Source organism: Pseudomonas sp. 05N36 (assembly GCF_056397385.1).
This window is the reverse complement of sequence record NZ_JBFTNH010000021.1, coordinates 14251-35072: the sequence shown is the minus strand read 5'-3', so window position 1 is coordinate 35072 and position 20822 is coordinate 14251. Positions and strand designations below refer to the sequence as shown.

Below are 20822 nucleotides of genomic sequence, written 5' to 3'. Positions count from 1 at the left end.
CTTCGGCCGATGATTTGCCCCGCATAAACCACTCAACGAGAGATCCGCCCATGAGCAAACACAAGCGGCCCAACAAGGCCAAATCCATTGTCGCCCAGCCATTGTTCCGCAGCCGCCAGGAACAACCCGGCAAGGGCAAAGGCAGCTACCGCCGCGAAGCCTTCCAGTCTAAAAGCTGGGAGGCTTCTTACTTTCTGGCGGCATGAAGTTTCAACATCACCTCGCTCCCCCTCGGCATGATAAGGTCTGCACCTGATTCGTTTTATCTGGACCTGTGCATGCCCCTTTGTCTTTCCCGTCGTTGGCACCTGCGCCAACTGATTGCTGCCTCCAGCCTTGTTTTGCTTGTCGCCTGCGCGGAAAAACCCACCGCTGCCGACGCGCAACCGCTTCAAACCGCCCCCGTTGCGACCACACCGGCCATCATTCCTCCGGTAGTGCCGACTGGCGACAATCTCGACATCCAGCCGGCCCAGACCTTCGAGGAATGGGAAGCCGGTTTTCGCAAGGATGCCCTCGCCGCCGGTATCCGCCCGGATGTGTTCGACCGCGCCTTTGCCGGTGTCACGCCGGACATGAGCGTAATCCGCGCCGACCGCAGCCAACCGGAGTTCACCCGTCCGGTGTGGGAATACCTTGATGGCGCGCTCTCCGCCGCGCGCGTGCGCAAAGGCCAGGCCTTACTCAACCAGTACGCCGAGACCTTGAACACCATCGAGCAGCGTTATGGTGTTGATCGCCAGGCACTCGTGGCGGTCTGGGGCATGGAAAGTAACTTCGGCAGTTTCCAGGGCGACAAATCGGTGATCCGTTCGCTGGCGACCCTGGCCTACGAAGGCCGGCGTCCAGGCTTTGCGCAAACCCAATTGCTGGCCGCTCTACAAATTTTGCAACAGGGTGATATCACGCCCGAGAAAATGCTCGGTTCCTGGGCCGGCGCCATGGGCCAGACCCAGTTCATCCCGACCACCTACCTCACCCACGCGGTCGATTTTGACGGCACCGGTCACCGCGATATCTGGGGCAGCCCGACCGATGCATTGGCCTCCACCGCCCATTACCTGCAAAGCTCCGGCTGGCAGAAAGGCCAGCCTTGGGGCTTCGAAGTGCAACTGGCGAGTGGTTTCGACTATTCGCTAGCTGACGGTGCGATTCGCAAAAGCGTCTCCGAGTGGATGCAAATGGGCATCAAACTGCCCAACGGCGGCGTCGTTCCGCCCGGTTCCGAACAACTGTCAGCCGCCCTGCTGCTGCCCGCCGGTTATCGTGGCCCGGCGTTCCTGATCCTCGACAACTTTCGCGCGGTCCTCAAGTACAACAACTCGTCATCCTACGCATTGGCGGTGAACCTGTTGTCTCAACGCTTTAACGGAGCGGGCCTGATCAATGGCGAATGGCCGAAGGACGACCTGCCCCTGAGTCGTTCCGAGCGCATCGAACTGCAGAATTTGCTGAGCGCCAGCAACTACGATGCGGGGAACGCCGACGGCATCATCGGCGCCAATACCCGCAAGGCCATTCGCAGCGCCCAGCAGTCGTTCGGCTGGCCGGCCGATGGTTACCCGACGCACAAGTTGCTGGAAGGTTTGCGTAACCGCTAGTCAGCCGTATGGCCGATGCCGCTTTCGCGAGCAGGCTCGCTCCCACAGGTGATCGGGTTTCTTCATGGAAATACGATCGAATGTGGGAGCGAGCCTGCTCGCGATGACTGAATATCTGGCGACAGCAAACTAACGCCTGATCACCACATCCTGCTCCAGCCACAACGCCTTGCTCCCCGCATCCAGCCTCACCAACGCGCCCATGGGCAGCGTCAGGTTCGGGTCGCAATGGCCGCTGCGCCAACCGGCAAGCACCGGAATGCGCAATGGCTCGAAGGTTTGCTTGAGCAACTGCGCCAAGGCATCGCTGTCCACGCCTGCCACATCCCCCACCAGCACCCCGCGCAGCTTGTTCAGCTTGCCGGCCAGGCGCAGATGGGTCAGCAACCGGTCGATGCGATACAACGGCTCGTTGACGTCCTCAATGAACAGAATGATCCCGTCGGCATCGATTTCGAAAGGCGTGCCCAGGGTCGCGGCAATCATCGACAGATTACCGCCCAGCAAACGCCCACGAGCGATGCCTGGCTCAACCGTGCTCAGCGGGTAGGCCACCGGGTGCACCAACGGGCTGCCGGCGTTCATCTGGCCTCTGAGCAGGCTGAACAGCGAAGACTCGGTAGGTTGTTGCTTGTTTCCGAGCAGGTCGGCGTTGAGCATCGGCCCGTGAAAGGTCACGAACCCCGCATAACGGCTGATGGCCAAGTGCAGCGCCGTGATGTCGCTATAGCCGACAAACGGCTTGGCATTGCGCCGCAGCAACTCGAAGTCGATCCGGTCCAGCAGACGCGGGCTGCCATAGCCGCCGCGCAGGCAGAGAATCGCATCAATGGCGGTGTCGGCAAACGCCTCATGCAGATCCTTCAGGCGAACATCGTCACTGCCGGCCAGGTAGCCGTCACTTTCCAGGACGCCCGGAAAAATCCGCAGCGAATACCCGCGTGCACGCATCCATTGAAGGGCCCTTTCGGTATCCAAAGCTGCGGGACCCGCCGGCGCAATCACGCCGATCAGCCCTTCAGCGGGTAACGCCGGGACTGGAGCGTGCTCATAAATAACGTGGGTCGAGCGAGTGGTCATCCGTGATTCTCCCTGTGTGAATGCTTCAACACACAGTAGTCAGGAACGGGGACAAACAGAAGAGGTTCAGTCGTCCCACAGGGTGCAGGAAAAAACTGAGTGTGACGTGGTACCGAGCCAACCCTTGAACAAAAATGCCCGCAAGGCATACGCCTTGCGGGCATCGTGGATCAGGACGACATCAATTCGGCCTTGACCAATTTCGCCTGCTCGTCGGCGTGGTACGAGGAACGTACCAGCGGGCCGGAGGCGACGTTCTTGAAGCCCATCTTGTAACCTTCCTCGGCGAACCAGGCGAAGGTGTCCGGGTGCACGAAACGCTGCACCGGCAAGTGGCTGCGAGACGGTTGCAGGTACTGGCCCAGGGTCAGCATGTCGATGTCGTGTTCGCGCATGCGCTTCATGACTTCGATGACTTCTTCGTCGGTTTCGCCCAGACCCAGCATCAGGCCGGACTTGGTCGGAATGTGCGGCATCATCTGCTTGAACTTTTGCAGCAGGGTCAGCGACCACTGATAGTCCGAACCCGGACGTGCAGCCTTGTACAGGCGCGGCACGGTTTCCAGGTTGTGGTTGAACACATCAGGCGGCTCGGCGGCGGTGATGGCCAGCGCAACGTCCATCCGGCCACGGTAGTCCGGGACCAGGGTCTCGAGCTGTACGTTCGGCGACAGTTTGCGGATTTCGCGGATGCAGTCGGCGAAGTGCTGGGCACCGCCGTCACGCAGGTCATCACGGTCTACCGAGGTGATCACCACGTACTTCAGTTTCAGGTCAGCGATGGCGATGGCCAGGCTTTCCGGTTCGTTGACGTCCAGCGGCTTCGGACGACCGTGGCCAACGTCGCAGAACGGGCAGCGACGGGTGCAGATGTCGCCCATGATCATGAAGGTTGCGGTGCCACCGGAGAAGCATTCGCCCAGGTTCGGGCAGGAAGCTTCTTCGCAGACACTGTGCAACTTGTGTTTGCGCAGCAGCGCCTTGATACGGTCGACTTCCGGGGAAACCGGGATGCGCACGCGAATCCAGTCAGGCTTTTTCGGTAATTCGGTGGTCGGAATGATCTTCACCGGGATACGCGCAACCTTTTCGGCGCCGCGCAGCTTTACGCCAGCTTCCACTTTGGCACGCGGGGCCGGGCGCTCGGTAACATCCAGCGTCGGGATCATGGTTTGCACAGCGTCTTGCGCAGTAGTCATATCAGTCGATTCCGCCCGTTAGGGTCGTCTGCTCAGCATAGTCGAGGTGTTTGACGAGCTGCGCACGCAGCCGGGCACTTACCTCGGCAAATTCAATCGGTCCGGTGTGATCGCGCAGCTGGGTCATGGCCAGCCCGGCGTATCCACAGGGGTTAATCCGGCGAAACGGCTCCAGGTCCATATCCACGTTCAGGGCCAGGCCATGAAAGGAGCAACCGTGGCGGATCCGCAGCCCCAGAGAAGCAATTTTTGCACCGTTGACGTAGACGCCCGGTGCATCGGCCTTGGCCACGGCGGTGACGCCATAGCTGGCCAGCAGTTCGATCAGGCACTGTTCCATCCGGCTGACCAGGTCGCGCACGCCGAAACCCAGCTTGCGCACATCCAGCAACAGATACGCCACCAACTGACCCGGGCCGTGGTAAGTCACTTGACCGCCACGGTCGACCTGCACCACCGGAATATCGCCGGGAAGCAACAGATGCTCAGCCTTGCCGGCCTGGCCCTGGGTAAAAACCGGTGGGTGCTCGACCAGCCAGATCTCATCGGCGCGGTCGCTGCCGCGCTCGTTGGTAAACCGTTGCATGGCATGCCAGACCGGCTCGTAAGCCAGCTGGCCGAGCTCGCGAAAGCCCAGCGGTTCGGACATCACAGCACCATGTGCACGAAGCCGGTGGCCCGCAGTTCGCTGTTGATGTTGTACAGCTGGTCCTGGTCGGTCGCGACGATGTGTAACTGAATCGTCGTGTACTTGCCATTGGTGCTTTGGCGTTCGTCCACACGGTCATGATTGATCGTCGCGTGCTTCTTGACGATTTCGATGATCTTGTCTTTGTTGCCCACCCCGGTATCGCTGATCACCTTAACCGGGTAGTCAACGTTGGGGAATTCGATCTTGGGCGCCTTTACTTCGGTATCGGTCATGGCGTAACGGCCTCGTAAGCGTAAGCCGTGGCGACGGCATGGCCCTGCGCCGGATCAGCGCGTGGCCATGCAGGTGCACACTATCAGTTGAACAAGCCGTAGAAGAATAGACGGATGCTATCCCACATGCGGCGGAAGATACCACCTTGGTCGACCGCGTCCAGCGCGATCAGGTCAGCGCTGTGCACGACCTTGTCGTCCAGTTTCACTTCGACTTTACCAATCACATCGCCCTTGGCGATCGGCGCGACCAGTTGCGGGTTCATGGTCATGCTGGCAGCGAGCTTCTTCAGCTGGCCTTTTGGCAGGGTCATGGTCAGGTCTTCAGCCAGGCCGGCTTTGACCTGGTTGGTGGTGCCCTTCCAGACTGGAGCCTGAGCCAGCTCGGCGCCTTTCTGATAGAAGGTCTGGGTTTCGAAGAAGCGGAAACCGTAGGTCAACAGCTTCTGGGTTTCAGCAGCGCGAGCGCTTTCGCTGTTGGTGCCGAATACCACGGCGATCAGGCGCATGCCATCACGTACCGCCGAGGACACCATGCAGTAGCCGGCTTCTTCGGTGTGACCGGTTTTCAGACCGTCAACGGTCTTGTCACGCCACAGCAGCAGGTTGCGGTTGGGTTGCTTGATACCGTTCCAGAAGAACTCTTTCTGCGAGTAGATCGCGTAGTGAGCCGGGTCTTCGTGGATGATCGCACGCGCCAGGATGGCCATGTCGTGAGCGGTGGAATAGTGCTCAGGATTTGGCAGACCGGTCGGGTTCATGAAGTGACTGTTGTTCATGCCCAGATCGGCAACAGTCTTGTTCATGAGGTCGGCGAACGCGTCTTCGCTGCCGGCGATGTGCTCGGAGAGCGCGACGCTGGCGTCGTTGCCCGACTGGATGATGATGCCGTGCAGCAGGTCGCTGACCGTGACCTGCGAGCCAACCTTGATGAACATCCGCGAACCGCCGGTACGCCAGGCGTTTTCGCTGACGGTGACCGGATCGTTTTCGCCGATCTGGCCGCGACGGATTTCCAGGGTCGCAATGTACGCTGTCATCAGCTTGGTCAGGCTGGCTGGCGGCAGACGCTGGTCACCGTTGTTCTCGACCAGCACGTTGCCGCTGCTGGCATCCATGAGCACATAGGATTTAGCCGCCAGTTGTGGTGGCGACGGCATCATCTCGACCGCAAAGGCGGCGGGCGAGAGGAGCAGCGGGACTAGCAGGCACAGGCGTTTGGCAAAGGTGGTGATGTTCATCCGTCTCTCGAAATCGCTAATGGAAACTGCCCTACGGGCAAAACTAATCAGACAACCTGCAAGGCACGGAGCCTGCGGGTTATCGCGTGTTCAGTTGTTCACTCTCTAACCCTTGCCGGGCTTTTATTGTTCAACGAGCCAACAACTCAGGTTCACCCCCCAAACCGCAAGCGAACCTTGAATCAGGAATTGCTTATTCAGCCGTCACCAGGCTCGGCGAGCCGAGATTGGCCAGGCGCACGCTGTTTTGCACTTGCGCGATTTCACCCTGCGAGCCGATTGGCCCCAGGCGAACCCGATGCAGTGTCTGTTGGTTGCGCACGATCGAGCTGATGAACACCGGAGCGCTCACCATCCCGCTCAGCTTCGATCTCAGGAGTTCTGCAGCGTCCGGGTTGGCGAACGCGCCCACCTGCAGATACTGGCCAGAGGCTGGTACAGAAGCGTTTTTTTTTGCATCGAGCTGCACCGGCACAACGGCCGCGGCATGTTGCTGCGGCGGTGGCGTCCATTGCTCGACGGTGCCGGCCGACGCGGTAATCACTGGTGCGCTATTTTGCGCGACTTGCGGCTCATTGAGCATCAACGGCGCGGGTCGGCCTTTTGCCGCCCACCACTCTTGCGGGTCGATGCCTTCAACCTTGACCCGCGCAGTGCCAATCTCGGCATACCCGAGTTTCTTGGCCGCGGCGTAGGACAAGTCGATGATGCGATCCGAATAGAACGGCCCACGGTCGTTGACCCGCAGGATCACGCTCTTGTTGTTGTCCAGGTTGGTCACCCGAACGTAGCTGGGCAACGGCAGGGTCTTGTGCGCGGCACTCATGCCGTACAGGTCATACACTTCGCCGTTGGCGGTGTTCTGCCCGTGAAACTTGGTGCCGTACCAGGACGCCGTGCCCGAAGCGACATAACGCTTGGATTCGGCCAGCGGAAAGTAGGTCTTGCCCAATACGGTATACGGGTTGGCCTTGTACGGGCCGGTGTGCAGGGTCGGCGTGGCGTCGGGAATCCGTGAGATATCCACATCCCACCACGGCGCACCGTCTTTGTGGGCACGGTTGATATCCAGGCCTGGTGTCGCGCGTACCGCGGTCGAGTATTTCTGTTGCGGTGCACGACTGGTCGAACAGCTGACCACGAGCAACGACAACGCGGCGAAAGCCACCAGCTTCAGGGGTTTGCGGATTGGCGATGCCAGCATTACTTGACGCCCCGTGCTTGGACCAGCATTTCAGACAACTGATGTACAGCCATGGCGTACATCACGCTGCGGTTATAACGCGTAATCGCGTAAAAATTCTTCAGGCCCATCCAGTATTCAGGGCCATTGTCACCTTCCAGCCTGAAAGCCGTGACCGGCATATCATCGCGCAGCGCATCATGACTCGACCAGCCCAACGCTCGCAACTCCCCGACGGTTTTCGTCGGTTCGATGCCGGTGGTCAAGCCGTCGTCGACCTGATCGCCGCGCACATCAGCCCGACTGACCACCGGTTCGCCCGCTTCCCAGCCGTGACGCTTGAAATAGCTGGCTACGCTGCCGATGGCGTCGTCCGGGTTGGTCCAGATATTGATGTGGCCATCACCGTCGAAATCCACCGCATAGGCGCGAAAGCTGCTCGGCATGAACTGCGGCAAGCCCATGGCGCCGGCGTACGAGCCTTTGAGCGTCAGCGGGTCGACCTGCTCTTCACGCGCCAGCAGCAAGAACTCGCGCAATTCCTTGCGAAAGAATTCTGCACGTGGAGGGTAGTCGAAACTGAGGGTCGACAACGCATCGATCACCCGATAATTGCCGGTATTTCGGCCGAAAAACGTCTCAACCCCGATGATCGAAACAATAACTTGCGCCGGCACGCCGTATTCCTGCTCCGCGCGGGCCAGCGCCGCTTCGTGCTGACGCCAGAAATCCACGCCCCGGGCGATTCGCGCGTCGGTCAGGAACATCGGGCGATATTCCTTCCATTGCTTGACCCGCTCGGCCGGCCGGGAGATTGCGTCGAGAATCGATTGCTTGCGCTCGGCCTCGCGGAACACGCCCATCAGCTGTTCACCGGCAAAACCATAGTCGCGGGTCATTTCACCGACGAATTCGGCCACTTGGGGCGAGCCTTCATAATCGCCGGCCAGCGCTTCCTGCGCTGCACCAAGGATGCTTACCAGGCCGACCCACGGAGCGTATCGAGTCGCCCAGCCACGCATTACTTGCATTGAAATCTTCACCTTATTCAAACCTGTGCGATCCACTTACGATGGGTATGGATCGACATCAAAACCCCAAACGCTGACAGCAGCGTCACCAGCGAAGTTCCGCCGTAGCTAATGAACGGCAACGGCACCCCTACCACCGGCAACAGGCCACTGACCATACCGATGTTGACGAAAACATAAACAAAAAACGTCATGGTCAGGCTGCCGGCGAGCAATTTGCCGAACAGGGTCTGCGCCTGGGCGGTAATCACCAGCCCGCGGCCAATCAACAGCAGGTAAATCAACAGCAAGGCGCAAATGCCCACCAGACCGAACTCTTCGCCCATCACTGCGATGATGAAGTCGGTGTGGCTTTCCGGCAGAAAGTCCAGGTGCGACTGGGTGCCCAGCAGCCAGCCTTTGCCAAACACGCCGCCGGAACCGATGGCGGCCTTGGACTGAATGATGTTCCAGCCAGTGCCGAGCGGATCGCTCTCCGGGTCGAGGAAGGTCAAAATCCGCTGCTTCTGGTAGTCATGCATGATGAAGAACCACATGCCGACCGCCACCGGCACGGTCGCCGCGACCACGCTGAGGATCCAGCGCCAGCGCAAGCCACCCATGAACAGCACGAAAGCCCCACCCGCGAGGATCAGCAGCGACGTGCCGAGGTCCGGCTGACGCACGATCAGTATGAACGGCAAGCCGATCAGGAACAGACTGACCCCGACATGCTTGAGTTGCGGTGGCAACGTGCGCTTGGACAGGTACCAGGCAATCGTCGCCGGCATCAGGATCTTCATGAATTCCGAGGGCTGGAAGCGGATCACCCCGGGAATGTTGATCCAGCGCGTCGCGCCCATGGCGTTGTGGCCCATCACGTCCACCACCACCAGCAAGATCACCCCGAGCACATAGCCCAGCGGCACCCAACGCGCCATGAAGCGCGGTTCGAACTGGGCGATGACGATCATCGACACCAGGCCGATCCCGAACGACGTCGCTTGTTTGGCCAGCAAGTCCCAGCTCTTGCCACTGGCCGAATACAGCACGAACAGGCTGCCGGCGGCGAGGATCAGCAGCAGGATCAGCAAGGGGCCGTCGATATGCAGCCGTTGCAACAGCGTCGCGCGGCGACGCATCACATCCTCACTGGAGAGGATGCGATCAAAATTACTCTTCACGGGCCGTAGCCTCCGCGCTGATAGGGCTGTCGTACTCGGGTTTGAGTCGGCCATCCGGGCCCAGGAGCCAGGCGTCCATGACTTGCCGCACAACTGGCGCCGCGACACCGGAACCGGATTCACCGTTCTCGACCATCACCGCCACGGTGATTTTCGGGTTGTCGGCCGGCGCAAAGCCGACGAACAGGGCGTGGTCACGGTGGCGTTCCTGAACCTTGGAGCGGTCGTACTTCTCGCCCTGCTTGATCGCGACCACCTGGGCGGTACCCGACTTGCCGGCAATCCGGTATTGCGAGCCGATCGCCGCTTTACGCGCGGTGCCGCGGGCACCGTGCATCACTTGCTGCATGCCATGGTTGACCTTGGTCCAGTCCGACGAGTCACGCAGAACGATGTCCGGCATCGGGTTCGGGTCCTGCGGCTTCTGGCCTTCGATGGTTTTCGCCAGGTGCGGACGGTTCCACTTGCCCTTGTTGGCAACCAGCGCCGTGGCCTGGGCCAACTGCAACGGGGTGGACTGCATGTAGCCCTGGCCGATCCCCAGAATCAGCGTTTCACCCGGGAACCACGCCTGGCGTCGGGTCGCGCGCTTCCATTCCCGGGACGGCATCAGCCCCGGCGACTCTTCGAACATGTCCAGCGAGACCTTCTGGCCGATGCCGAATTTGCCCATATAGGCCGCCAACCGATCGATCCCCAGCTTGTGCGCCAGGTCGTAGAAGTAGGTGTCGTTGGAACGCATGATCGCCGTGTCCAGATCCACATAGCCGTCGCCGGTGCGGTTCCAGTTACGGTATTTGTGATCGTAGTTGGGCAGCATGTAGTAACCCGGGTCGAATACCCGGCTCGAGGCCGTCACGACGCCAGAGTCCAGCCCGGCAATCGCCACGGCCGGCTTGATGGTCGAACCCGGCGGGTACAGGCCGCGCAGCACGCGGTTGAACAGTGGCCGGTCGATCGAGTCACGCAACTCGGCGTAGGCCTTGAAGCTGATGCCGGTCACGAACAGGTTCGGGTCAAAGCTCGGCTGGCTGACCATTGCCAGCACTTCGCCGGTGTTCGGGTCCAGCGCCACCACGGCACCACGGCGCCCGCCCAATGCGGCTTCCGCGGCTTCCTGCAACTTGATGTCCAGGCTCAGGACGATGTCCTTGCCGGGGATCGGATCGGTACGCTTGAGCACCCGCAGCACGCGGCCACGGGCGTTGGTCTCGACTTCTTCGTAACCGACCTGACCGTGCAATTCCGGCTCGTAGAAGCGCTCGATGCCGGTTTTGCCAATTTGATGGGTACCGCTGTAAGCCACCGGATCCAGGGTCTTCAGCTCTTTCTCGTTGATCCGCCCCATATACCCGACCGAGTGCGCAAAATGCGGACCCTGCGGATAGTGACGTACCAACTGCGCAACCACTTCGACGCCCGGCAGGCGGAACTGATTCACCGCGATCCGGGCGATCTGCTCTTCCGTCAGCTCGAACAGGATCGGCACCGGCTCGAACGGTCGGCGCCCCTGCTTCATGCGCTTTTCGAAGACCGCCCGATCTTCAGGCGTCAGTTGCAGCACCTCAACGATGACATCGAGCACTTGCTTCCAGTCGCCGGAGCGCTCGCGGGTCATGCTCAGGCTGAAGCTGGGCCGGTTATCGGCCACCACCACGCCATTACGGTCATAGATCAACCCGCGAGTCGGCGGAATCGGCTGAACGTGGACGCGGTTGTTTTCCGACAGCGTCGAGTGGTACTCGTACTGAATCACTTGCAGGAAATACAGCCGCGCGATCAGCACGCCGATCAGCGTGACCACCGCAATTGCCCCGAACACGACCCGGCCGCGCACCAGACGGGCGTCTTTCTCGTGGTCCTTGATGCGGATCGGCTGGGACATGGGGGCGCTGAACTACTTGTGGTAAGGGTGCCCGGACAGCACTGTCCAGGCGCGATACAACTGTTCACCGATCAGAATCCGCACCAGCGGGTGCGGCAAGGTCAGGGGCGACAGCGACCAGCGCTGGTCAGCCCGCGCGCAGACTTCCGGCGCCAGCCCTTCGGGGCCGCCGACCATGAAGTTCACCGTACGCGAGTCCAGCCGCCAGCGATCCAGTTCGACCGCCAGTTGCTCGGTGCTCCAGGGCTTGCCGTGAACCTCGAGGGTGACGATGCGCTCGTTCGGGCCGACCTTGGCCAGCATGGCTTCGCCTTCCTGGCGAATGAAGCGCGCCACGTCAGCGTTCTTGCCACGGGTGTTGAGCGGTATTTCCACCAGTTCCAGCGCCAGCTCGGAAGGAAGACGCTTGGCATATTCATGCCAGCCTTCTTCCACCCACTTGGGCATGCGTGAACCGACGGCGATCAGACGCAGTCGCACAGCGAACCCTTATTGCTGGTCTTTGTTGAGCTTGGTGAAATGCTCATGCGGGTTTTCCGGGCTGTGATGCGCAGCGCTGGCCGAACGGCTTTGCTCGGCACCGGCCCACAGGCGCTCCAGGTCATAGAACTGGCGAGCCGAGGCGGTCATCATGTGCACGATGACGTCGTCCATATCCAGCAGCACCCAGTCGCTGTCGCCCTTGCCTTCTTCACCCAGCGGCTTGACGCCCTGGGCCTTGACCGCCTCGCGGACCTTGTCCAGCATCGCGCCGATCTGACGGTTGGAAGTACCGGTGGCGATGATCATGAAGTCAGTGATGCTCTGCTTGTCACGAACGTCGATCACCTGAATGTCCTGGGCCTTGACGTCTTCCAGGGCCGCGACGGCAACCTTGACCAGCTCTTCACCGGCAAGTACGACACCGGTATGAGCTTCTACTGGCAGCGGGGCGCTCTTGAATGTGCCCTTGCGCTTTACTTTGTTTACGTCTTTGTCAGTCATATAAAACTCGTTTTGCTCGTATGTTCGGGCGCTTCGATACACGCGTTCACGTGCCTTGAAACGCGCCTTTTTCAGTTCGACGCACGGTAAAGTCCGTGCGCATCGATATAGGCCAGGACCGCGTCGGGCACCAGGAAACGTACCGACTTACCGCTGGCCAGCAGTTGACGGATCTGGGTGGCGGATACCGCGAGCGGCGTCTGCCAGACGAATGCAATCTGTCCGCTCGACCCTTTGAGGGCCAGCGGGTCGCTCACCGAGCGCGCTGCCAGCAGGTTGCGCAAGGCATCCGGCGGTTCGCTGTCGGCATCCGGGCGTTGCAGCACCAGGATGTGGCAATGCTGGAGCAACTCTTCCCAGCGGTGCCAAGTGGGCAGGCCGCAAAATGCGTCCCAGCCCAAAAGTAGAAACAACTGGTCATCAGCGGCGAGTTCTGCGCGCATCAGTTCCAGAGTGTCGATGGTGTAGGACGGCTTGTCGCGCTTGAGCTCGCGGTCATCCACCACCAACGGTGCCATACCGGCCACCGCGCGCTCGACCATCGCCAGACGGTCCTGCGCCGAAACCTGCGGCGTGTCCCGATGCGGCGGCCTGGCGCTGGGCGTCAGGCGCAACTCATCGAGGGCCAGCGCTTCAGCGACTTCCAGTGCGCTGCGCAAATGGCCGATGTGCACCGGATCGAAGGTCCCGCCCAGGACGCCAATGCGCCGGGGGCCGGTTTCGCTAGTGGTCACAGCGGCGCTCTGGCCAAGATCGCCCAAGTCAGACCGGCTCCTGGCCGCGCAACTGGCCATCACCGACTACGATGTACTTCTCGCAGGTCAGACCTTCGAGGCCCACCGGGCCGCGGGCGTGCAGCTTATCAGTAGAAATGCCAATCTCGGCACCCAATCCGTATTCGAAGCCATCGGCAAAGCACGTCGGGGTGTTGATCATCACCGAGGCCGAATCGACTTCAGCCACGAAACGCCGGGTTTCACCCTGGTGTTCGCTGACGATCGAGTCGGTGTGGTGCGAACCGTAATGGTTGATGTGCTCGATTGCCTGGTCCAGGCCGTCGACCACCAGGATCGACAGGATCGGCGCCAGGTATTCGGTGCTCCAGTCTTCTTCAGTCGCAGCCACGACGTCGATGATCGCCCGGGTGCGTTCGCAACCGCGCAGTTCGACGCCTTTTTCGCGGAACTGTTCAGCCATCGCCGGCAGGAATTCCTTGGCGACCGCTTGATCGACCAACAGGGTTTCCATCGCGCCGCAGATGCCGTAACGGTAAGTCTTGGCGTTGAACGCAATGCGCTGGGCTTTCGGCAACTCGGCGTGGGCACTAACATACACGTGGCAGATACCGTCCAGGTGCTTGATCACCGGCACGCGAGCGTCGCGGCTGACCCGCTCGATCAGGCCCTTGCCGCCACGCGGTACGATCACGTCGACGTACTCGGGCATGCTGATCAACGCGCCGACGGCAGCACGGTCGGTGGTTTCGACCACTTGCACCACCGCAGCCGGCAAACCGGCTTCGGCCAGACCGCGCTGGATGCAGGCGGCAATCGCACGGTTGGAATGAATGGCCTCGGAACCACCGCGCAGGATGGTTGCGTTGCCCGACTTCAGGCACAGGCTCGCGGCATCGATGGTCACGTTTGGCCGCGACTCATAGATGATCCCGACCACGCCCAGCGGCACGCGCATCTTGCCGACCTGAATACCCGACGGCCGGTAACTCATGTCGCGGATCGAGCCGACCGGGTCGGGCAGCGCCGCCACCTGACGCAAGCCGACGATCATGCCGTCGATGCGTGCGGGGGTCAGGGCCAGACGCTCGAGCATGGCCGGCTCAAGCCCATTGGCCCGGCCTGCGGCCAGATCCAGCTCATTGGCGGCGGTCAACTCGGCGCGAGCGTTATCCAAAGCGTCGGCGGCAGCCAGCAGGGCGCGGTTTTTCTGCGCGGTACTGGCACGGCCGATCACGCGGGAAGCGTCGCGGGCAGCGCGACCCAAACGGGTCATGTAGTCAAGAACGGACTCAGTCATGGTCTCTGTGGTCTTGGCAAAGAGGAAAGCGGCAGATTATAGCTGTCGCGCGCTCCTACTAACAGCAGTGACGGGCGGATGGTCGAAATGGGCAGTGTTCAGCCTCGATTAAGTCCGCAGTTGTTATCATTCCGTCATATTTACCTGATCACTTCGGTCGCCATGCCTATTTTGACCACAGCGAAATTGCCAAAAGCCCTGCCCGACAGCTTTTTCAACCGCGATGCTCAGCTGCTTGCCTGTGAATTGCTGGGTAAAGTGATCCGCCATCGCGTCGGTGACCTGTGGCTTTCGGCGCGGATTATCGAGACCGAAGCCTATTACTGCGAAGAAAAAGGCAGCCACGCCTCGCTTGGCTACACAGAAAAGCGTAAGGCTTTGTTTCTGGATGGCGGCCACATCTATATGTACTACGCCCGTGGTGGCGATTCGCTGAACTTCAGCGCCCATGGGCCGGGCAATGCGGTGCTGATCAAATCGGCTTACCCGTGGGTCGATGAAATTTCCGGCCCGGCGAGCCTGGCGCAGATGCTGCTCAACAACCCCGACGCCAACGGCCGACCGAGCCCCTCGCAAAAGCTCTGCGCCGGCCAGACCTTGCTGTGCAAGGCACTGGGCTTGAAAGTACCAACCTGGGATGCCAAGCGCTTCGATCATGAAATACTGTTTGTCGAAGACGTCGGCGCACCTCCCCCGCATGTCATCCAGACCACACGCCTGGGCATTCCCCATGGACGCGACGAACACCTGATGTACCGCTTCGTCGACGGCGCCTACGCGCCCTACTGCACCCGGAACCCCCTGCGACGTGGCCAGGTCGAAAACCGCGACTATTTCCTGCTTCCCTGAGTACTGCTGCGGCCAGCAGCAAAAAAACCGACTGTGGGAGCGAGCCTGCTCGCGATAGCGATGTAACAGCCAACATCAATGTTGAATGTTAATCCACCATCGCGAGCAGGCTCGCTCCCACCGTTCATTTGATGATTTGATGGAGTTGTATGTATGGGCCCATGGCTCGATAGCCTGACCGTCTGGTTGACGGTCAACCCGCAATGGCTGGCGGTGGCGGTATTCATAGTGGCCTGCGTTGAGTGCCTGGCAATTGTCGGGCTGATCGTGCCCGGCATCGTGTTGCTGTTTGCCATCACGGTGCTGGCCGGCAGCGGCGCGCTGTCGCTGGGCGAAACGCTGCTGCTGGGCTTCCTTGGCGGCCTGTTCGGCGATCTGCTGTCGTATTTCCTGGGCAGGCACTTCCACCAGAACATTCGGCGCTTGCCAGGGCTGCGCCACCATCCGGAATGGATCAACGGCGCCGAAAACTATTTCCAGCGCTATGGCATCGCGAGCTTATTGGTCGGGCGCTTTATCGGTCCTTTGCGCCCGATGCTGCCAATGGTTGCCGGGATGTTCGACATGCCCTTCGCGCGCTTCTTTGCGGTCAGCTTGCTGGCGGGTGCCGGCTGGTCGGTGGCCTACCTGCTGCCGGGTTGGGCCACGGGCGCGGCGATTCGCCTGCCGCTGCCGGAAGGTTTCTGGCCTCAAGCCGGAGTGGTCGTCGGCAGTATCGCGGTATTGGTGGGCCTGAGCATCAACAGCAGCTTGCGCGGTCATCGCCAGGCTACTGCGCTGATCGCCGGCCTCAGCCTGGTGATACTCGGCGGGCTGTTCATAGGCTATCCGCACCTGAGCGCCTTCGACCAAGGCCTGATGACGCTGATTCAAGAACACCGCAGCCCGGCGCTGGATGAAGTCGCGGTGATGTTCACCCTGATCGGCGAATTCAAAAACATGCTGGTGATCAGCGCGGCGCTGACGATCCTGCTGCTGGTTACGCGGCAATGGCGGCACATGATCTTCGCCGGCTGCACGCTGCTGATCACCGCGCTGCTGAACACCGGAACCAAGAACCTGTTCGCCCGGATGCGCCCGGAAGTACTGACCGACCCACTGACCAGCTACAGCATGCCCAGCGGTCATGCGTCAGGTTCGTTTGCGTTGTTCCTGACGCTGGCGGTACTGGCCGGCCGAGGCCAGCCAACGCGCATGCGCCTGACCTGGTTGCTGCTCGGTTGCTTGCCGGCAGCGGCTATCGCCCTGTCGCGGGTTTATCTCGGCGCGCACTGGCCAACCGATATAACCGCCGGCGCGATGCTGGCGGCTTGCGTGTGCGCTGCCAGCCTGGCCGTGACCCAGCGCCAGATACCCTTGAGCCCCATGCCGGCCAAGGTCTGGTGGTCGGTGCTACCGGTCATGCTGGCATTGTTCGGGTTCTTCGCGCTGTGGCACTTGCCTCATACCTTGCAGCGGTATGCCTACTGACAAGCATTAGGCAAACAACTCGCCCTGCAACTCATCCAGCAACGCCTGAATCGCATCCAGGCGCTGCTGCGGGTTGTCGAGCTGCAGCAGTTCGATCTTGTCCACCTCAGAAAATGGCAGCAGGTACGCCAATTGATTGGCCAGTGACTGTTGCCCGGCCGCGTCGGCGCCCATGTTCAACGCTTCGACCATCGGGTGTTCGGCCAAGGCCTTGAGCAGCGCGACCAGGTCGGCGTCTTCGTCCTGTAGCGGTTGCTCCGGCTCGTCCTCCAGCCACTCGACGTCAGCGACGGTCAACTGATCACGCTGAACCTCGGTGTGCAGCACGTGGAAACGCCGCCCGCCCTGCACCCGAATGCCCAGCAGGCCATTATCCTGCTGTTTGAAATCGGTAATCAGCGCTTCGCATCCCACCATCGCATAACCTTGCGGGGCAATACCGACTTCTTCGCCGTCGAGAATGCACACCACGCCGAAGCCGGTCCCCTGCTTCATGCAGCGGCTGATCATGTCCAGATAGCGCGCCTCAAAAATCTGCAAGTCGAGGATGCAGCCAGGAAACAGCACCGTGTTCAGCGGAAAAAGCGGCAAGCTCATAGACATTTCCTTACACCACCATCGACACCGCCAACGGCAGGAACACCGCCGTGGCCACGCCCATCAGACTCATCGCCAGCGCCGCGAAGGCGCCGCACTCTTCACTTTCCTGCATCGCCACCGCAGTCCCGACCGCGTGGGCAGTCATACCCAGCGCCATGCCGCGGGCTTCAGGACTGTGCACACCGAGCCGGTTCAACAGGCTCGGACCGAAAATGGCGCCAATCACCCCGGTGATCAACACGAACACCGCCGCCAGCGCCGCCACTCCACCAATCTGCTCGGCCACCAGCATGGCAATCGGCGAGGTGACCGATTTGGGCGCCATGGTCATCAGGATCATGTGCTCGGCACCAAACCACCAACCCAGCAGCACGCCCATGCCGGTGGCAACCACACCACCTATCACCAGCGTAGTAAATATCGGCCAGAACAGTTGTCGAATCCGCCGCAGGTTCAGGTAGAGCGGCACCGCCAGTGCAACAGTCGCCGGCCCCAGCAGAATGCTGAGGATCTCGGTGCTTTTGCGGTATTCGGTATACGTCAGCCCACAGGCGAGCAACACGCCGATCACCAGCAGCATCGATACCAGCACGGGTTGCAGGAAGATCCAGCGGGTTTTCTCGAACGCCGCCAGCACCAGTTGATAGGCGCCCAACGTAACGCCGATACCGAACAACGGATGATGAATCACAGCCGCCAGTGCCCCCTGCCAGTCGAAGATCATCACGACTCCTCCGAACGAACAGCGTGGCGCTTGACCAGCCGCTGCATCAAGACTCCGGCGAACGCCATGGACAGCAGCAGCGACAACACCAGTGCACCAACAATGGCCCAGAAGTCCGCCGCGATATCAGCGGCATACACCATCACGCCCACCGCTGGCGGCACCAGCAGCAATGGCAAATAACGCAGCAGGCTGCCAGCGGCCAGGCTCAGGGGCTCAGCCACTTCGCCACGGATGACCAGGAACCCCAGCAGCAACAGCAGGCCGATAATCGGCCCTGGCAGCACCGGTAATAACAAATGGTTGAGGGCCGTGCCGAGCAATTGAAACAGCACCAGCCAGGTCAGGCCGCGTAGCAACATCCGTCATCTCCAGCAAAACTCGTCCCCACAAGCGGGCTGGACATTATAAGCATGGCACTCGCTATGCATGGGTATTCGCCAAAGGTATGGAAGCTTGACCGGACCTAATCGCCATGATGATCTAAAGTGGTTGTTCCGGGGCCACCCCCCCACCTGAAAAAATCAAAAAACCGATGAACCCAAGGAGAGTCTCAATGCCCTATGTTCCCGTTGCAGAGCTCAAAGATTATGTCGGCAAGGAACTCGGACGTTCCGAATGGCTCACGATCGATCAGGACCGCATCAACCTGTTCGCTGAAGCTACAGGCGATTATCAGTTCATCCACGTTGACCCGGTAAAAGCCGCACAAACCCCGTTTGGCAGCACGATCGCCCACGGTTTCCTGTCGCTGTCGCTGATCCCGAAACTGATGGAAGACATTCTGGTCCTGCCGCAAGGCTTGAAGATGGTCGTCAATTACGGCCTGGACAGCGTGCGTTTCATTCAACCGGTGAAGGTCGACTCCAGAGTCCGGCTCAAGGTCGAACTGAGCGACGTCACCGAAAAGAAACCCGGCCAATGGCTGCTCAAGGCCACCGCCACGCTGGAAATCGAAGGCCAGGAAAAACCGGCGTACATCGCTGAACCGTTGTCGCTGGCGTTCGTTTAACACCCGCCGGATGCGAAGCAGTTCCTGCTGTTTCGCACCGCGTCTCTATATATCAGACACATAGCTGCGGCATACTCCCTCGCCTAATTGCCCGGATCCCGCTATGCGCTCACTTGCACCCCTTGCCCTGACCCTGTTGCTCACCGCGTGTGGTGATGGCGAATCGCTGTTGCCGCCCGACGCACGCCTGCCCGATGGCGGCCGCTATCGGGGTGATCTGGTCAATGGGTTGCTGCAAGGCCAGGGCCGGATCGACTACCCGAACGGCAGCTGGTACGCCGGTCAGTTCGACAAGGGCCAGTGGCACGGTCAGGGCGAATGGCATGGCAGCAACGGCGAGGTTTACCGCGGGGAATTCCAGCAGGGACTGTTTCATGGCCAGGGCACGCTGACCACCAACGGCAGCAGCTACACCGGCGGCTTCAAACTCGGGCGGCGCGACGGTGAAGGCACCCTCAAAGAAGACGGCATGACCTACCGTGGCGAGTTCAAGGCCGATCAGTATTCCGGCCTCGGCCGTCTCGAACTTGACGACGGCAGCCAGTATCAGGGCCAGTTCGCCAACGGCAAACCCAACGGTGAAGGCCAGCGCGGCGATGCCAGCGGCAACCAGTTCACCGGTACGTTTGTCGACGGCCAGCTGGAAGGCAACGGCACCTTCAGCAGTGCCGAGGGCGACAGCTACGTCGGTGGTTTCAAACAGAATCAGCTGAACGGCAAAGGTCGCTACGAAAATGCCGATGGCGACGTGTGGGTCGGCGAGTTCAAGGAAGGTGCGCTGAACGGCAAAGGCGAATTGATCGGCGCCGACAACAGCCACTACATCGGCCAATTCAGTGATTGGCGTTTCACCGGTCAAGGCCGCTTGAACCTGGCGGACGGCAGCTTCTACATCGGCGAGTTCGATAACGACAGCTATCAAGGGCACGGCACGCTGGTGCTGACGGATGGCACCGTGCAAAGCGGCGACTGGATCAATGGCCAGCGTGTACGCGATGCCAATGGCAAGTTGCTGCCGGACACCCTCGAGCTGGGGTTACTGGCGCAAGGGCGCCTGCTCGAAGACGCGCTGGCCAATGTGCCGGCCTCGACCCCGGCGATCGAGCTGTACACCCTGACCGTGGGCGGCGACGGCAAGCAGAGTGTGTTTCTGCGCGAGTCCGATTACGTCAGCAACATGCTCGCCAGCCGCTTCGGCGCCTACGGCCAGATCCGCCTGGTCAACCATCGCGACCACCTCGGCGACCGGCCGATGGCCACGCGCGAGAACCTGCGTCGCGCCGCCCTGACCCTGGCAGAACGCAGCGGGCCGGAAGACCTGGTGTTCATCTACCTGACCAGCCATGGCACCCAGGAACACGAACTGGTGCTCGACCAACCGCGCATGGAACTGGCCGACTTGCCGGCTGACGAATTGGCCGCCGTCCTCGCGCCGCTGAAAAACCGCGACAAGATCATCGTGATCTCAGCCTGCTACTCCGGCGGCTTCATCCCGGCACTCAAAGACGAACGCACACTGATCATGACCGCCTCGCGCGCCGATCGAGTGTCGTTCGGTTGCTCGGAAGAGGCAGACTTCACTTACTTCGGCGACGCCTTGTTCGTTCAGGCACTGAACCAGACCGACGATCTGGAGCAGGCATTCAAACTGGCCAAGGCCACGGTCGCCGAGCGTGAACTGGCAGACAGCTTCGAAGCCTCCGAACCACAGATCTGGGCGCCAAAAGGGGTGTTGGCGCATTGGCAATCACTGCGCAAGCAGCAAGCACGCAAGGCACTGCAAAGTGCCGCTTTAACCAGCAAGGAAGCAAAGAGCAACTAAGCTGAAACAGTATCAAGGGG

At 60.9% G+C, this 20822-nt stretch carries 22 protein-coding genes; 6 read left to right on the top strand and 16 right to left on the bottom strand.

The window, feature by feature from the left end; all coding sequences use genetic code 11:
• The first annotated feature begins 50 nt into the window (after nt 1-50).
• Both arfA and AC1DIH_RS22765 read left to right on the top strand, forming a co-directional pair.
• Complete coding sequence (gene arfA / locus AC1DIH_RS22770) at nt 51-206, top strand: alternative ribosome rescue factor ArfA (protein WP_019693801.1); 156 nt, start codon at nt 51-53, stop codon at nt 204-206.
• A 72-nt stretch (nt 207-278) separates the two neighbouring features.
• Nucleotides 279-1601 carry a lytic murein transglycosylase gene (locus AC1DIH_RS22765; RefSeq protein ID WP_477773372.1) on the top strand — a complete coding sequence of 441 codons (1323 nt, stop codon included), beginning with the start codon at nt 279-281 and terminating at the stop codon, nt 1599-1601.
• A 129-nt stretch (nt 1602-1730) separates the two neighbouring features.
• Here AC1DIH_RS22765 and AC1DIH_RS22760 read toward each other — a convergent pair whose 3' ends face one another.
• From AC1DIH_RS22760 to AC1DIH_RS22700, 13 genes are all read right to left on the bottom strand, one after another.
• A complete protein-coding gene (locus tag AC1DIH_RS22760; protein WP_477773371.1) occupies nt 1731-2681 on the bottom strand; it encodes a S66 peptidase family protein in 951 nt (316 codons plus the stop codon).
• 170 nt (nt 2682-2851) lie between these two features.
• The gene (gene lipA, locus AC1DIH_RS22755; RefSeq protein ID WP_162491279.1) at nt 2852-3850 is read right to left on the bottom strand and encodes a lipoyl synthase; all 999 of its coding nucleotides are present in this window, start codon (nt 3848-3850) and stop codon (nt 2852-2854) included.
• Nucleotides 3851-3881: 31 nt separating this feature from the next.
• Nucleotides 3882-4529: a lipoyl(octanoyl) transferase LipB gene (gene lipB / locus AC1DIH_RS22750; protein ID WP_054594204.1), complete on the bottom strand. Its 648-nt coding sequence runs from the start codon at nt 4527-4529 to the stop codon at nt 3882-3884.
• The gene (locus AC1DIH_RS22745) at nt 4529-4804 is read right to left on the bottom strand and encodes a DUF493 domain-containing protein (RefSeq protein WP_003215438.1); all 276 of its coding nucleotides are present in this window, start codon (nt 4802-4804) and stop codon (nt 4529-4531) included. The genes lipB and AC1DIH_RS22745 overlap by 1 nt, the downstream gene beginning before the upstream one ends.
• Nucleotides 4805-4887: 83 nt before the next feature.
• Nucleotides 4888-6045, bottom strand: coding sequence for a D-alanyl-D-alanine carboxypeptidase family protein (locus AC1DIH_RS22740; RefSeq protein WP_054594205.1), 1158 nt, complete (start codon nt 6043-6045; stop codon nt 4888-4890).
• 193 nt (nt 6046-6238) lie between these two features.
• Entirely contained in the window at nt 6239-7249 is a 1011-nt protein-coding gene (locus tag AC1DIH_RS22735; RefSeq protein WP_477773370.1) for a septal ring lytic transglycosylase RlpA family protein, read from the bottom strand.
• Nucleotides 7249-8259, bottom strand: coding sequence for a lytic murein transglycosylase B (mltB, locus tag AC1DIH_RS22730; RefSeq protein ID WP_477773369.1), 1011 nt, complete (start codon nt 8257-8259; stop codon nt 7249-7251). Before mltB ends, AC1DIH_RS22735 begins: the two co-directional genes overlap by 1 nt.
• A gap of 17 nt (nt 8260-8276) precedes the next feature.
• Nucleotides 8277-9380, bottom strand: a complete 1104-nt coding sequence (gene rodA / locus AC1DIH_RS22725) for a rod shape-determining protein RodA (RefSeq protein ID WP_024265179.1) — start codon at nt 9378-9380, stop codon at nt 8277-8279.
• 31 nt (nt 9381-9411) lie between these two features.
• Nucleotides 9412-11307, bottom strand: coding sequence for a penicillin-binding protein 2 (mrdA, locus tag AC1DIH_RS22720; RefSeq protein WP_477773368.1), 1896 nt, complete (start codon nt 11305-11307; stop codon nt 9412-9414).
• 12 nt (nt 11308-11319) lie between these two features.
• Nucleotides 11320-11787 (bottom strand): 23S rRNA (pseudouridine(1915)-N(3))-methyltransferase RlmH, encoded by a 468-nt coding sequence (gene rlmH, locus AC1DIH_RS22715; RefSeq protein ID WP_003185785.1) that lies wholly within the window; start codon nt 11785-11787, stop codon nt 11320-11322.
• Between the two features lie 9 nt (nt 11788-11796).
• On the bottom strand, nt 11797-12291 hold the full coding sequence (gene rsfS, locus AC1DIH_RS22710) for a ribosome silencing factor (RefSeq protein WP_427528615.1): 495 nt from the start codon (nt 12289-12291) through the stop codon (nt 11797-11799).
• Between the two features lie 71 nt (nt 12292-12362).
• Nucleotides 12363-13085, bottom strand: a complete 723-nt coding sequence (nadD, locus tag AC1DIH_RS22705; RefSeq protein WP_429539713.1) for a nicotinate-nucleotide adenylyltransferase — start codon at nt 13083-13085, stop codon at nt 12363-12365.
• Nucleotides 13054-14325 (bottom strand): glutamate-5-semialdehyde dehydrogenase, encoded by a 1272-nt coding sequence (locus AC1DIH_RS22700; RefSeq protein ID WP_477773367.1) that lies wholly within the window; start codon nt 14323-14325, stop codon nt 13054-13056. The genes nadD and AC1DIH_RS22700 overlap by 32 nt, the downstream gene beginning before the upstream one ends.
• 162 nt (nt 14326-14487) lie before the next feature.
• Between AC1DIH_RS22700 and AC1DIH_RS22695 the strand changes: the two genes are divergently transcribed.
• Both AC1DIH_RS22695 and AC1DIH_RS22690 read left to right on the top strand, forming a co-directional pair.
• Entirely contained in the window at nt 14488-15174 is a 687-nt protein-coding gene (locus tag AC1DIH_RS22695) for a DNA-3-methyladenine glycosylase (protein WP_477773422.1), read from the top strand.
• Between the two features lie 153 nt (nt 15175-15327).
• Complete coding sequence (locus tag AC1DIH_RS22690) at nt 15328-16644, top strand: bifunctional DedA family/phosphatase PAP2 family protein (protein ID WP_477773366.1); 1317 nt, start codon at nt 15328-15330, stop codon at nt 16642-16644.
• A 6-nt stretch (nt 16645-16650) separates the two neighbouring features.
• On the opposite strand, the gene AC1DIH_RS22685 is transcribed toward AC1DIH_RS22690, so the two are convergent.
• Genes AC1DIH_RS22685 through AC1DIH_RS22675 form a run of 3 tightly spaced genes read right to left on the bottom strand, consistent with a single transcriptional unit; the run spans nt 16651 to nt 18330 of the window.
• Nucleotides 16651-17241 carry an LON peptidase substrate-binding domain-containing protein gene (locus tag AC1DIH_RS22685; RefSeq protein ID WP_477773365.1) on the bottom strand — a complete coding sequence of 197 codons (591 nt, stop codon included), beginning with the start codon at nt 17239-17241 and terminating at the stop codon, nt 16651-16653.
• 10 nt (nt 17242-17251) lie between these two features.
• Nucleotides 17252-17968, bottom strand: coding sequence for an LrgB family protein (locus tag AC1DIH_RS22680; RefSeq protein WP_019693817.1), 717 nt, complete (start codon nt 17966-17968; stop codon nt 17252-17254).
• Entirely contained in the window at nt 17968-18330 is a 363-nt protein-coding gene (locus AC1DIH_RS22675) for a CidA/LrgA family protein (protein ID WP_477768523.1), read from the bottom strand. The genes AC1DIH_RS22680 and AC1DIH_RS22675 overlap by 1 nt, the downstream gene beginning before the upstream one ends.
• A 194-nt stretch (nt 18331-18524) precedes the next feature.
• Here AC1DIH_RS22675 and AC1DIH_RS22670 point away from each other — a divergent pair, with 194 nt between their 5' ends.
• Nucleotides 18525-18980, top strand: a complete 456-nt coding sequence (locus tag AC1DIH_RS22670; protein WP_019693819.1) for a MaoC family dehydratase — start codon at nt 18525-18527, stop codon at nt 18978-18980.
• Nucleotides 18981-19083: 103 nt separating this feature from the next.
• Nucleotides 19084-20802, top strand: coding sequence for a C13 family peptidase (locus AC1DIH_RS22665; RefSeq protein ID WP_477773364.1), 1719 nt, complete (start codon nt 19084-19086; stop codon nt 20800-20802).
• Nucleotides 20803-20822 lie beyond the last annotated feature (20 nt).

Coding starts and splice junctions, on each gene's coding strand:
- arfA (WP_019693801.1), top strand. CDS start 51: ATGAGCAAACACAAGCGGCCCAACAAGGCCAAATCCATTGTCGCCCAG.
- AC1DIH_RS22765 (WP_477773372.1), top strand. CDS start 279: ATGCCCCTTTGTCTTTCCCGTCGTTGGCACCTGCGCCAACTGATTGCT.
- AC1DIH_RS22760 (WP_477773371.1), bottom strand. CDS start 2,681: ATGACCACTCGCTCGACCCACGTTATTTATGAGCACGCTCCAGTCCCG.
- lipA (WP_162491279.1), bottom strand. CDS start 3,850: ATGATCCCGACGCTGGATGTTACCGAGCGCCCGGCCCCGCGTGCCAAA.
- lipB (WP_054594204.1), bottom strand. CDS start 4,529: ATGTCCGAACCGCTGGGCTTTCGCGAGCTCGGCCAGCTGGCTTACGAG.
- AC1DIH_RS22745 (WP_003215438.1), bottom strand. CDS start 4,804: ATGACCGATACCGAAGTAAAGGCGCCCAAGATCGAATTCCCCAACGTT.
- AC1DIH_RS22740 (WP_054594205.1), bottom strand. CDS start 6,045: ATGAACATCACCACCTTTGCCAAACGCCTGTGCCTGCTAGTCCCGCTG.
- AC1DIH_RS22735 (WP_477773370.1), bottom strand. CDS start 7,249: ATGCTGGCATCGCCAATCCGCAAACCCCTGAAGCTGGTGGCTTTCGCC.
- mltB (WP_477773369.1), bottom strand. CDS start 8,259: ATGCAAGTAATGCGTGGCTGGGCGACTCGATACGCTCCGTGGGTCGGC.
- rodA (WP_024265179.1), bottom strand. CDS start 9,380: ATGCGTCGCCGCGCGACGCTGTTGCAACGGCTGCATATCGACGGCCCC.
- mrdA (WP_477773368.1), bottom strand. CDS start 11,307: ATGTCCCAGCCGATCCGCATCAAGGACCACGAGAAAGACGCCCGTCTG.
- rsfS (WP_427528615.1), bottom strand. CDS start 12,291: ATGACTGACAAAGACGTAAACAAAGTAAAGCGCAAGGGCACATTCAAG.
- nadD (WP_429539713.1), bottom strand. CDS start 13,085: ATGGCCAGTTGCGCGGCCAGGAGCCGGTCTGACTTGGGCGATCTTGGC.
- AC1DIH_RS22700 (WP_477773367.1), bottom strand. CDS start 14,325: ATGACTGAGTCCGTTCTTGACTACATGACCCGTTTGGGTCGCGCTGCC.
- AC1DIH_RS22695 (WP_477773422.1), top strand. CDS start 14,488: ATGCCTATTTTGACCACAGCGAAATTGCCAAAAGCCCTGCCCGACAGC.
- AC1DIH_RS22690 (WP_477773366.1), top strand. CDS start 15,328: ATGGGCCCATGGCTCGATAGCCTGACCGTCTGGTTGACGGTCAACCCG.
- AC1DIH_RS22685 (WP_477773365.1), bottom strand. CDS start 17,241: ATGAGCTTGCCGCTTTTTCCGCTGAACACGGTGCTGTTTCCTGGCTGC.
- AC1DIH_RS22680 (WP_019693817.1), bottom strand. CDS start 17,968: ATGATCTTCGACTGGCAGGGGGCACTGGCGGCTGTGATTCATCATCCG.
- AC1DIH_RS22675 (WP_477768523.1), bottom strand. CDS start 18,330: ATGTTGCTACGCGGCCTGACCTGGCTGGTGCTGTTTCAATTGCTCGGC.
- AC1DIH_RS22670 (WP_019693819.1), top strand. CDS start 18,525: ATGCCCTATGTTCCCGTTGCAGAGCTCAAAGATTATGTCGGCAAGGAA.
- AC1DIH_RS22665 (WP_477773364.1), top strand. CDS start 19,084: ATGCGCTCACTTGCACCCCTTGCCCTGACCCTGTTGCTCACCGCGTGT.